The sequence below is a fragment of the Mesorhizobium sp. M0047 genome (genome assembly GCF_040323315.1).
In the GTDB taxonomy this organism is placed as follows: Bacteria; Pseudomonadota; Alphaproteobacteria; order Rhizobiales; family Rhizobiaceae; genus Mesorhizobium.
This window is the reverse complement of record NZ_JAMYUW010000079.1, coordinates 1-10843: the sequence shown is the minus strand read 5'-3', so window position 1 is coordinate 10843 and position 10843 is coordinate 1. Positions and strand designations below refer to the sequence as shown.

Sequence of the window (10843 nt, the reverse complement as noted above, 5' to 3'; positions counted from 1 at the left end):
CCTCTTCAAAGAGAAGGCCCCTAAAGAATCAACCTTTCCACTCAACGCAAGACTTACTCTTACTCATATGCGATTCCCCTGCCCTTGAGGGGGAGATGTCCGGCAGGACAGAGGGGGGTGCCAAGGATCGCAGCATCTCGGTACTCACGACTGGCGCGTTCTCCTCATGACCACCTTCACGCCAACCACATCGGCCGAAGTCCTGTCCACCATCGCCTGGGCGGTGGCGGAAGAGGCGCCGCTCGAAATCCTTGGCCATGGGTCCAAGCGCGGCATCGGTCGTCCGCTGCAAACCGAACATACGCTCGACCTGTCGAGGCTCACTAGCGTTACGCTTTACGAACCGGCTGAACTGGTGCTGTCGGCCAAGGCAGGCACACCGCTGGTCGACATCGAGAAGCTGCTGGCGGAGAACGGCCAGCAGCTTGCCTTCGAGCCGATGGACTACGGTCCGCTGCTTTGCGGCGAGGCTGGCAAAGGCACGATCGGCGGCGTGCTTGCCGCGAACCTCTCCGGCCCGCGCCGGCTGAAGGCGGGCGCTGCGCGCGATCATATCCTTGGCATCAACGTGGTGTCCGGCCGCGGCGAGGCCTTCAAGTCGGGCGGCCGCGTCGTCAAGAACGTCACCGGCTATGACATGTCGAAACTGATGGCCAACAGCTGGGGCACGCTGGCCGTATTCACCGACGTGACCTTCAAGGTGCTGCCTGCCGCCGAGACCGAAGTCACGCTCGCAATCCGAGGTTTGCTCGACGATGCGGCCGCAGCAGCCATGGCATTGGCGCTCGGTTCGAGTGCTGAAGTGTCGAGTGCCGCCCATCTGCCGGAGCGCATCGCCGCACGCGTCGCCGGCGGCGCGCTCGGCAGCGAGGCTGCCACGCTGCTGCGTGTCGAGGGCTTTGGTCCTTCGGTCGCCTACCGCATCGCCGCACTGAAAACGCTGCTCGGCAAGGCCGGGCCGCTGGAGGAGATTTCCGGAGAAATTTCACGGCTGATCTGGCTTGACGTGCGCGATTGCAGGCCCTTCGCCGACAGCAGCGAGAAACCGGTGTGGCGCGTGTCGATGACGCCGGGAGCGGGCCACCAGATGGTGCTGGCCTTGCGCATGCAGGCCGCCGTCAGCGCCTTCTATGACTGGCAGGGCGGCCTGGTGTGGCTGCGCATGGAACAGGGCGATCCGGAAGCCGCATTGCTGCGCGGGCTGTTGCGGAAACACGGCGGCGGCCATGCGACGCTGGTGCGCGCCGCCCCTTCGCATCGCGCTGCCTCGCCGGTGTTCGAGCCGCAACCGCCGGCGCTGGCAGCGCTCTGCCACCGGCTGAAGCAGGAATTCGACCCGAAGAACATCCTCAATCCCGGCCGCATGGCCTAGGATCCAACGCGATGCAGACCAATTTTTCGCTTGCCCAGCTTGCCGATCCGCATGTCGCGGAATCGGAAAGGATCTTGCGCAAATGCGTGCATTGCGGCTTCTGCACCGCGACGTGCCCGACTTATGTGACATTGGGCAACGAGCTCGATTCACCGCGCGGGCGTATCTACCTGATCAAGGATATGCTGGAAAACGGCCGCCCCGCCGACAAGGAGATCGTCACCCATATCGACCGCTGCCTGTCGTGCCTCGCCTGCATGACGACTTGCCCGTCGGGGGTCAACTACATGCATTTGGTCGACCATGCCCGCGCCCATATTCAAGAAACCTACAAGCGGCCGCTGCTCGACCGCCTGACCCGCGCCATGCTGGCCTTCGTGCTGCCCTATCCCAAGCGTTTTCGCGCTGCGCTCAAGCTGGCGAAGCTGGGCAAGCCGTTCATTGGCCTCTTCGGAAAGATCCCGGCACTAAGGCCGCTGGGCGCGATGCTCAAGCTTGCGCCGGCCTCGATCCCGGCGGCCTCGCCGATGGCCTCACCAGGCATCCATGCCGGGCAGGGGGCGAAAAAGGGTCGCGTCGCCATCCTCACCGGCTGCGCGCAATCGGTGCTCGATCCCGCCATCAACGACACCACGATTTCGCTGCTGACGCGGCTCGGCGTCGAGGTCGTGGTGCCGCCGGGCGAGGGCTGCTGCGGCGCGCTGGTGCACCACATGGGGCGGGAGCAAGCTGCCCTGGCGTCCGCAAGGCAGAATGTCGACGCCTGGACGCGTACGATCGAACAAGGCGGCCTTGATGCCATCGTCATCACCGCGTCCGGCTGCGGCACCACCATCAAGGATTATGGCTTCATGCTGCGGCACGATCCGGCCTATGCCGACAAGGCCGCGCGCGTCTCGGCCCTGGCCAAGGACGTCACCGAGTATCTGGCTGGTCTCGACTTGCCCGAACCGGTGCGCAAACCGGGCACCGTCGTCGCCTATCATTCGGCCTGCTCGATGCAGCACGGCCAGAAGATCACCCGCCAGCCGAAGGAACTGCTGGCCAAGGCCGGCTTCATCGTGCGCGAGCCCCGCGAAGGCCACCTGTGCTGCGGCTCAGCCGGCACCTACAACATCCTGCAGCCCGAGATTTCGGCCAAGCTGCGCGACCGCAAGGTGAAGAACATCGAGGCGACGGATGCCTCGATCGTCGCCACCGGCAATATCGGCTGCATCACCCAGATCGCCTCCGCCGCGAAGCTGCCGGTCGTGCACACGATCAAGCTGCTCGACTGGGCCTATGGCGGCAAACCGCCAACGCTGAGTTGACCGCAAAGAATTCATCCAAGACGATGCGGTGATGGCAGACTCAGACACAGCAGATATCGAGACAATCGTTCGGCTTTTGTCAGATCGGTCACACTCGACATTTCAGGCTCACTATGCCGAATGCGAGGCCATTATCGCTCGACATCTGCAAGATGGGTCGGAGTTTTTGCTTCAGCTCGTCAGGGCAGCCGTTGAAGCCAATATCCACAAGATCACTCTGATCGAAGATGCAGTTTCGTTTCTCGACGAGACGCGGTTGGGCAAGCTGGCGTTCTTCTTGCAGGACCACGCAAGGCGCGGAACTGATCTCGAAGACCTCTTGTCTCAAACCATCCTGCAGGCACCCGAGTTGTTCCCGGACAGCACCGTTGCCAGCAATCCCGATTTTGCCGACTGGCTGACGCACGATGATCCCCATTCTCCGCCTGCATGCCATCACTTCATCTTTGAAGGGGGCGCCCCGACCGACATGCCTTTTCCGACACATCGCAACCATCCCACCTGGCACTTGCCAGCGGCAGAACAGTCATTTTCTGTTGGTGGCGAAGGGACGGCTACTTGTCCCACTTGCCGAAACAGGCTGGTGCATCTCGTTACCATGGACGACTTGGGAGGCAAAGGAGGGCCACTTCCTCGGCTCCGGATTGAAACCTGTGTGAATTCTCTTGAGTTAACCTACTATTCCCACGACGCCGCTGGCGTGCCGACACCGATAGCGCCGTTCCATTCCGCCTATGATTTCACGTCTGAGCCGGCCACGCGGGAGAGCATTGTCCGCTTGGCATCCACGCCGCCTCGCTGGCTCAGGCAGTCTTATGGGGTGAGCAATTCGAGGCAGAATCTCTTCCGGCTTGGTGGGCTGCCGTCATGGGTTCAAGGACCACAGTTTCCGCTGGTTCCTGGAACGGATCGGGAAATGAAATTCCTCCTTCAGTTCGATTCACTTGCCGGCTTCTTCTGGGGCAGCGGCGGCATGCTCTACGTCTTCTGGGATGAGGAATCCCGGATCACATGCCATGTGCCGCAATACACGTGACGAAAGCAGCTACTCCGCCGCCAGCCGGTCCGCCGTGCCGTAGGTCGCCTCGTAGAGCGCGCGCTGGCGGCTGAGCGCCACCATTGTGTTGCGCAGCAGGATGGCGACCGTGATCGGGCCGACGCCGCCTGGCACCGGGGTGATCCAGGAGGCGACCTCGCGCACGCTTTCGGTGTCGACGTCGCCGACGATGCGGCTCGTCCCGTCCGGTCCGATTTCCGAATTGATGCCGATGTCGATGACGGCGGCGCCCGGCTTGACCATGTCGGCCTTGATCAGCCGCGGCTTGCCGACGGCGACGAACAGCGCGTCGGCGCGCCGCGCATGGGCGGCGACCGATCGCGTCATGTGGTGGCAGACCGTTACCGTCGCGCCCTCGCTCATCAACAGGAAGGCGATCGGTTTGCCGACGATTTCCGAATGGCCGACGATCACGACTTCCAGCCCCTTGAGGTCGAGGCCGGTCTCCTTCAGCAGCTCGACCGAAGCGGCCGCTGTGCACGGGGCGAGGTCGAGCTGATTGTAGACGATGTTGCCGATCGAGGACGGATGCATGCCTTCGACATCCTTCAGCGGATGCACCGCCGCCTGCAGCGTCCTGATCGGGATATGGGCAGGGACCGGCCGCTGGATGATGATGCCGGTGACGCGCGGATCGGCATTCAGGCCGTGGATCGCCGCTTCCAGCTCTCCGGCGGTGATCGTGGCGGGAAAGCGCCTTTCCTCGAAATCGATGCCGGCCAATTCTGCCTTGGCGCGCTGGTTGCGCACATAGACATCCACCGCCGCGGTGTCGCCGACGGTGATCGAGATCAGCTTCGGCGCAAAACCTTCGGCTTTGGCAATCGCCGCGTCCTCGCGGACAGTGGCGATGATGCGCTGGGCAACCGGACCGCCCTTGAGATAACGGCTATCTTCGGACAGGGACATGGGTGAACTCTTTTGCTCTGAGCGTTGCCGCCGACTTAGCAAAAGAACATCGGCAAGGGCAGCACGAAAGCGAACCGTCATGCCTCTTGCGCGACGTACGTACGAAAGCGTTTTTCGTTATGGATCAGACGCCGATCAAAACGGAAAGGGCAGCGCGGTTTCCCGTGCTGCCCTTCCTGACTGGCCGCATCCCCATACGACCCGTCCCCCGTTATCCCTAAACTAGCCTGCAAAAGCAGATTGCATTGCAGGCCAAGTGATTCGCAAGACCTATCATATCACCTCGACCGTGGTTCCGACATTGACCCGTTCATAGAGGTCGACCACGTCCTCGTTGCGCATGCGAATGCAACCCGACGACACCGCGCCGCCGATCGTCCACGGCTGGTTGGTGCCGTGGATACGGTATTCGGTCGTGCCGAGATAGAGCGCGCGGGCGCCGAGCGGGTTCTCCATGCCGCCGGCCAGGTAGGTCGGCAGATAGCGGCCCTTGGCGGCTTCGCGCTTGATCATCTGCGCCGGCGGGCGCCAGTCCGGCCATTCGCGTTTGTTGGTGATCTTGTGCGTGCCCGACCATTCGAAGCCCGGCTTGCCGGTACCGACGCCATAGCGCCGCGCCTTGCCGTCCTTCTCGACCAGGAAAAGGAAATTCTGCGTGGTGTCGATGACGATCGTGCCGGGCTTCTGCGGGCCGTCATAGTCGACCTCCTGCGGCAGGAAGATCGGGTTGATCTGCGGGCGCATGGCCACACGTTTCGCGGGTGGCTGCACCGCTGCCGTCTGCACCCGGTCGGGCTGTGGCGTAGCGCGCAGCCGCGGCTGCTGCTGCACGATCTGGCGGTTCTGTCGCACGATGCCGGGCGCATGGCCGAGCTGCAGCACCCAAGGGGCGGAAAGGTCGGGGCTCACCATCACCGGAGGCCTGTCGGCATAGCGGTCACCAGCGGTTGAGGGCGCGACGCCGGCGGCAAACACAGCCATGGCGCCGAGCATGGGGAACAGAATTGTCTTCATCGGAACGCACCTTGATCGTCTGATACAAACGGGTGGAAACGTCCTCCCGGTTCGGCGATCATTGGCGTGCAAGCAGCAACCGAAACATGAATCGGAATGCGTAAAATGCGCAAGTGTCAGTAAACCTTTTGGTGTGGTTACCGCCGGGTTCAGGAATCTGGTAAAGCCGCAGTAAATGCAGCGCAGAAGCATATTAACGAACGGATTTTTGCCTATGAACAAGGAAAACACCGGCCTGCTCGCCGGTCCCGACGGTGTCGCGCGCTGCTTCTGGCACGGCAATCTGCCTGATTACCTGCACTACCACGACCATGAGTGGGGACGGCCGGTCGCCGATGACCGCAGGCTGTTCGAAAAGATCTGCCTCGAGGGCTTTCAGTCGGGCCTGTCATGGCTAACCATCCTGCGCAAGCGGGAGAATTTCCGCGCGGCCTTCGCCAATTTCGAATTCGACAAGGTCGCTGCCTTCACCGACAAGGATGTCGAGCGCCTGCTCGGCAATGCCGGCATCATCCGCCATCGCGGCAAGATCGTCTCGACCATCAACAACGCCAAGCGCGCCCGCGAGATGGCCGACGAGTTCGGCTCGCTGGCCGCCTGGTTCTGGAAGTTCGAACCCGGCAAGGATGAGCGGCCCGTGATCGTCGATCTCGCCCATCTGCGCGCCAACCCGACCACGGCCGTCTCGGTGCGAATTTCGAAGGAGCTGAAGAAGCGCGGTTGGAGCTTCGTCGGCCCGACCACGGTCTACGCCTTCATGCAGGCGATGGGTCTGGTCAACGACCATCTCGAGGGCTGCGTCTGCCGCAAAGAGGTTGAGAAGCAGCGGAAGGCGTTCAAAAGACCGAAATAGGGCTCCCCACCTCCCCCCTTGTGGGGAGGTCGCGCCGAAGGTGCGGGTGGGGGTAACTTCAGGTGCCGTTGGCACTGGCCAGCACTAGGCCGGCGACGATCGCCACCACCGTGGCCACTGTTGGATAGATCACCAGCAGGCCGGTCATCAACGCTTCGCGCATGGATGGATCCTTGCCGGCGTCGGCGGCTACTTCGAACGGCCCGGCAGCCTGGCTGACCATTTTCGGAGCGTGGCTGTCCGCCGGGCGCAGGCGTGCGGGCAATTCGCCTGCGTCGCTGCCGATGGCATGGAATCTTGCTGTGCTGGTCATCGCCGCGAACCCCTCATTTCGGCGCGTTTATCCCTTGCGATTGTGTCGGCACGATGCCGCGCCCATGGCCGGATTGTTTCACTTTCGGCGCGTTTCTGTTTCAGGGGCGGCTGAAACGAAGGCAGGCGCTCGCACCCATCTCTCTGAGAGAGTGCAGATGGGGTGCGCCTCGGCGGCCTTGCCGCACAAAGCCGCTTCGGCTAGGACACGCGCACTTGAAACAAGTCCGCATTTACCCAACAAAAAAGATCCAGCTCATGGCCGACAAATCGGAAAAGACGAAAGCGCGACTGCCGCGCGGTTTTGCCGACCGCAGCGCAGAGGACATCCGCGCCGTCGAGAAGATGATGGCGACGATCCGCTCGGTCTATGAGCTTTATGGCTTCGAACCGGCCGACCAGCCGCTGATCGAATACACCGATGCGCTTGGAAAATTCCTGCCCGACCAGGACCGGCCCAACGAAGGCGTGTTCTCCTTCCAGGATGACGACGACCAATGGCTGTCGCTGCGCTATGACCTGACCGCGCCGACGGCGCGCTTTGTCGCCGAGAACTATGAGCGCCTGCCGAAACCCTATCGCAGCTATCGCTCCGGCTGGGTGTTCCGCAACGAGAAGCCGGGCCCTGGCCGCTTCCGCCAGTTCATGCAGTTCGACGCCGACACGATCGGCACGCCGGGCGTGGCCGCCGACGCCGAGATGGCGATGATGATGGCAGACGTGATGGAAGCGCTCGGCATCAAGCGCGGCGACTACGTCATCCGCGTCAACAACCGCAAGGTTCTGGACGGCGTGCTGGAGGCGATCGGCCTTGGCGGCGACGAGAATGCCGGCCGCCGGCTGACGGTGCTGCGGGCGATCGACAAGCTGGACAAGATCGGCGCAGACGGCGTGCGCAACCTTCTCGGCAAGGGCCGCCTGGACGAGAGCGGCGATTTCACCAAAGGCGCGGGGCTGGATGAGGTTGAGGTTGATCTGGTCCTTGCCATCGTGCACGCCACTGTCGCAATTGAAGGAAAGGCCGGAGGTGGCGAAGCTTACGGGGATGGGGCAGCTTTCACGCCCGACCCTCGCTTTCCCTTCAATCAGCTGTTTGGCCGCACCGGCAACATTGCCTTTGCCGAAGGCACAGCAGAGTTAGCTCAAATTAAACTGCTCGTTCTTGCTGCAGGTTATGGTCCCGATCGCATCCGCATAGACCCGTCGGTCGTGCGCGGCCTCGAATATTACACCGGCTCCGTCTTCGAAGCGGAACTGCTGGCGGAAATCCCCAATGAGGATGGCCAGATCGTGCGCTTCGGCTCGGTCGGCGGCGGCGGCCGTTATGATGGCCTGGTCTCGCGCTTTCGCGGCGAGCCGGTGCCGGCAACCGGTTTCTCCATCGGCGTCTCCAGACTGATGACCGCGCTGAAGAACCTCGGCAAGCTCGACGCCTCGGACGTGATCGCGCCGGTCGTGGTGCTGGTGATGGACAAGGATACCGACAGCCTCGGCCGTTACCAGAAGATGGTGTCGGAGCTGCGTGCCGCCGGCATCCGCTCCGAAATGTACCTCGGCGGCGCCGGCATGAAAGCACAGCTCAAATATGCCGACCGTCGCGGCTGCCCGGTCGCAATCATCCAGGGGGGCGACGAGCGCGCCAAGGGCGAGCTGCAGATCAAGGACCTGATCGAAGGCGCGCGCATGTCGGCCGAGATCACAGACAACGCCGAATGGCGCGCCGCCCGTCCGGCGCAGGTGACGGTGGCGGAGGGCGAACTGGTCGCCGAGGTGAAGAAGATTTTGGCGGCGCAGGCTGCCGATCGCGCGAAAGGTGGCGCTTGAACACCCCCCTCTGGCCTGCCGGCCATCTCCCCCGCAAGGGGGGAGATTGGATGTCGCGTGGGTTTTCGCCAATCTTCAGCGTTGAAGGAGAGGCGCCGAGCCCCAAGCTGCCAATCTCCCCCCTTGCGGGGGAGATGGCCGGCAGGCCAGAGGGGGGTGCCTCGCGCCCATCCGATCGATGACCTCCCGCTACCCCGCCATCGCAGCCGACATCACCAACCTCTTCGCCACCCGCGACGCGCATGCCGTCGAGGTCGCGGTGCTGCAGCCAGCCGATCCATTCCTCGACATGGCCGGCGAGGATCTGCGCCGCCGCATCTTCCTGACCGAAAGCGAGACGGGGCAGACATTGTGCCTGCGGCCTGAATTCACCATTCCGGTCTGTCTCGACCACATAAATTCGCAGGCCGGGACGCCGCGTCGCTATTCCTATCTCGGCGAGGTCTTTCGCCAGCGTCGCGAGGGCGGCAACGAGTTCTTCCAGGCCGGTATCGAGGACCTCGGCGACCGTGACACCGCTGAAGCCGATGCCCGCTCGCTGGCGGACGCGCATGCGCTGCTTTCCTTGGTGCTGCCCGGCCAGGCCCTGGCGATCACGCTCGGCGACCAGACCATTTTCGAGGCTGTGCTGGCTTCCCTTGGCCTGCCCCGCGGCTGGCGTATGCGTCTTGCCCGCGCCTTCGGTTCGGCGCCGATGCTTGAGGCGGCACTCGCCGATCTCGCCAATCCGCCGCGCAACGGTCAGCTCTCCGGGCCGGTCGCCGCCCTCGTTCTCGACGGTGATCTGGACGGACTTTCCGCCCACATCGCCGACGGCATGGAAGAGGCGGGGCTGTCGGCGTCCGCCGGACGCCCGCCATCCGACATTGCACGGCGGCTGATCGAGAAAGCCGAACTGCGCAGCGTGCGGCTGTCGAACGAGGCCTTCGCGGCGCTGAAGGGTTTTCTGGCGATCGACGTGCCGCTCGACGGCGCGGCCGAGGCGCTGGCCTCCTTCGCCAGCGCTGCCGGGCTTTCGCTCGATACCGCGCTGGAGAAGTTCGCCGCCCGCGCCAAGGCGATCGAGGCGCATGGCCTGCCGGCCGGAAACATCCGTTACGATGCCGCCTTCGGCCGTCCGCTCGATTACTACACCGGCCTGGTTTTCGAAATCGCGGCTGACAATGGCGACCGGCCCTTGGCCGGTGGCGGCCGCTACGACCGGCTGCTGACTTTGCTTGGCGCGAAGACGCCGATCCCCGGCGTCGGCTTTTCCGTCTGGCTCGACCGCATCGAGGCGTTGCGGGAGACGGCGCCATGATCACGCTTGCGATCCCGTCTAAAGGCCGCCTGAAAGAGCAGGCGCTGGAAATACTGGCCAAAGCCGGACTTGCCGTCAGCCTGCCCGGCGACGAACGCAAGTACCACGCCCGCGTCGAGGGCCTGGACAATGTCGAAGTGGTGTTCCTGTCGGCTTCCGAGATATCAGGCGAGATCGGCCAGGGCACGGTCGATCTCGGCATCACCGGCGAAGATCTGGTGCGAGAGAACCTCGCTGACTGGGAGACCCGCGCCGAAATCGTCGCCCGTCTCGGCTTTGGCAGTGCCGATGTCGTGGTTGCCGTGCCGGACATATGGCTCGACGTCGACACCATGGCCGACCTTGACGATGTCGCCGCCGATTTCCGCCAGCGCCATGGCAGGCGATTGCGCATCGCCACGAAATACTGGCGGCTGACCCAGCAATTCTTCTCGCAGAAGCATGGCATCCAGGTCTACCGCATCGTCGAGAGCCTTGGTGCCACCGAAGGCGCGCCGGCCGCTGGGCTGGCCGATGTCATCGTCGACATCACCACCACGGGCTCGACGCTGCGCGCCAACCATCTCAAGGTGCTGGGCGACGGCCTCGTGCTGCGATCGCAGGCCTGTCTCGTGGCCTCGAAGAAGGCACGGGCGGCGGCGGACGAAGCGATCCTGCGCGACATTGCCGTGAAGGTAGCGGCAGCGGCCGGATAGCGGCGGCCCTTCCCGCCCGCCACATCCTTGGGGCTTCGAACCCGAGCCTAACAAGAATCCTGACGGCGGCTGGTCCGGCGATGTAGATGCCTTTGTGCCGGCAGCGTTTCATTCAGGGCGAAATCATGAATCGTTAACCTGCAAGGACGGCTTGGCGGTAGGTCGGGTTCATGAGGGCTTTGAGGCGCTTGCGCTTG

Annotated in this window: 10 protein-coding genes; 7 read left to right on the top strand and 3 right to left on the bottom strand. The window is 63.6% G+C overall.

Features of this window, described 5'->3' with window-relative positions; all coding sequences use genetic code 11:
- Nucleotides 1-166 precede the first annotated feature (166 nt).
- From NKJ89_RS34940 to NKJ89_RS34930, 3 genes are read left to right on the top strand one after another with little or no spacing between them, the layout of a single operon-like run.
- Nucleotides 167-1372 carry an FAD-binding protein gene (locus NKJ89_RS34940; RefSeq protein WP_352608970.1) on the top strand — a complete coding sequence of 402 codons (1206 nt, stop codon included), beginning with the start codon at nt 167-169 and terminating at the stop codon, nt 1370-1372.
- Between the two features lie 11 nt (nt 1373-1383).
- Complete coding sequence (gene glcF, locus NKJ89_RS34935; protein ID WP_352608969.1) at nt 1384-2682, top strand: glycolate oxidase subunit GlcF; 1299 nt, start codon at nt 1384-1386, stop codon at nt 2680-2682.
- Nucleotides 2683-2713: 31 nt separating this feature from the next.
- Nucleotides 2714-3718 carry a hypothetical protein gene (locus NKJ89_RS34930; protein ID WP_352608968.1) on the top strand — a complete coding sequence of 335 codons (1005 nt, stop codon included), beginning with the start codon at nt 2714-2716 and terminating at the stop codon, nt 3716-3718.
- A gap of 9 nt (nt 3719-3727) precedes the next feature.
- On the opposite strand, the gene NKJ89_RS34925 is transcribed toward NKJ89_RS34930, so the two are convergent.
- Nucleotides 3728-4648, bottom strand: coding sequence for a bifunctional 5,10-methylenetetrahydrofolate dehydrogenase/5,10-methenyltetrahydrofolate cyclohydrolase (locus NKJ89_RS34925; RefSeq protein WP_352608967.1), 921 nt, complete (start codon nt 4646-4648; stop codon nt 3728-3730).
- 273 nt (nt 4649-4921) lie between these two features.
- The gene (locus NKJ89_RS34920) at nt 4922-5662 is read right to left on the bottom strand and encodes a L,D-transpeptidase (RefSeq protein ID WP_352608966.1); all 741 of its coding nucleotides are present in this window, start codon (nt 5660-5662) and stop codon (nt 4922-4924) included.
- 214 nt (nt 5663-5876) lie between these two features.
- Between NKJ89_RS34920 and NKJ89_RS34915 the strand changes: the two genes are divergently transcribed.
- Entirely contained in the window at nt 5877-6515 is a 639-nt protein-coding gene (locus NKJ89_RS34915; RefSeq protein ID WP_352608965.1) for a DNA-3-methyladenine glycosylase I, read from the top strand.
- Between the two features lie 58 nt (nt 6516-6573).
- On the opposite strand, the gene NKJ89_RS34910 is transcribed toward NKJ89_RS34915, so the two are convergent.
- The gene (locus NKJ89_RS34910) at nt 6574-6828 is read right to left on the bottom strand and encodes a hypothetical protein (protein ID WP_352608964.1); all 255 of its coding nucleotides are present in this window, start codon (nt 6826-6828) and stop codon (nt 6574-6576) included.
- 257 nt (nt 6829-7085) lie between these two features.
- Here NKJ89_RS34910 and hisS point away from each other — a divergent pair, with 257 nt between their 5' ends.
- From hisS to hisG, 3 genes are all read left to right on the top strand, one after another.
- Nucleotides 7086-8651, top strand: a complete 1566-nt coding sequence (hisS, locus tag NKJ89_RS34905) for a histidine--tRNA ligase (RefSeq protein WP_352608963.1) — start codon at nt 7086-7088, stop codon at nt 8649-8651.
- 178 nt (nt 8652-8829) lie between these two features.
- On the top strand, nt 8830-9951 hold the full coding sequence (locus NKJ89_RS34900; RefSeq protein WP_352608962.1) for an ATP phosphoribosyltransferase regulatory subunit: 1122 nt from the start codon (nt 8830-8832) through the stop codon (nt 9949-9951).
- Nucleotides 9948-10646, top strand: coding sequence for an ATP phosphoribosyltransferase (gene hisG / locus NKJ89_RS34895; RefSeq protein ID WP_352608961.1), 699 nt, complete (start codon nt 9948-9950; stop codon nt 10644-10646). The genes NKJ89_RS34900 and hisG overlap by 4 nt, the downstream gene beginning before the upstream one ends.
- Nucleotides 10647-10843: the final 197 nt, after the last annotated feature.

Excerpts from the sequence above, each read along its gene's own strand:
- NKJ89_RS34915 (WP_352608965.1), top strand. The coding sequence starts at position 5,877 with ATGAACAAGGAAAACACCGGCCTGCTCGCCGGTCCCGACGGTGTCGCG.
- glcF (WP_352608969.1), top strand. The coding sequence starts at position 1,384 with ATGCAGACCAATTTTTCGCTTGCCCAGCTTGCCGATCCGCATGTCGCG.
- hisG (WP_352608961.1), top strand. The coding sequence starts at position 9,948 with ATGATCACGCTTGCGATCCCGTCTAAAGGCCGCCTGAAAGAGCAGGCG.
- NKJ89_RS34910 (WP_352608964.1), bottom strand. The coding sequence starts at position 6,828 with ATGACCAGCACAGCAAGATTCCATGCCATCGGCAGCGACGCAGGCGAA.
- NKJ89_RS34940 (WP_352608970.1), top strand. The coding sequence starts at position 167 with ATGACCACCTTCACGCCAACCACATCGGCCGAAGTCCTGTCCACCATC.
- NKJ89_RS34925 (WP_352608967.1), bottom strand. The coding sequence starts at position 4,648 with ATGTCCCTGTCCGAAGATAGCCGTTATCTCAAGGGCGGTCCGGTTGCC.
- hisS (WP_352608963.1), top strand. The coding sequence starts at position 7,086 with ATGGCCGACAAATCGGAAAAGACGAAAGCGCGACTGCCGCGCGGTTTT.
- NKJ89_RS34930 (WP_352608968.1), top strand. The coding sequence starts at position 2,714 with ATGGCAGACTCAGACACAGCAGATATCGAGACAATCGTTCGGCTTTTG.
- NKJ89_RS34920 (WP_352608966.1), bottom strand. The coding sequence starts at position 5,662 with ATGAAGACAATTCTGTTCCCCATGCTCGGCGCCATGGCTGTGTTTGCC.
- NKJ89_RS34900 (WP_352608962.1), top strand. The coding sequence starts at position 8,830 with ATGACCTCCCGCTACCCCGCCATCGCAGCCGACATCACCAACCTCTTC.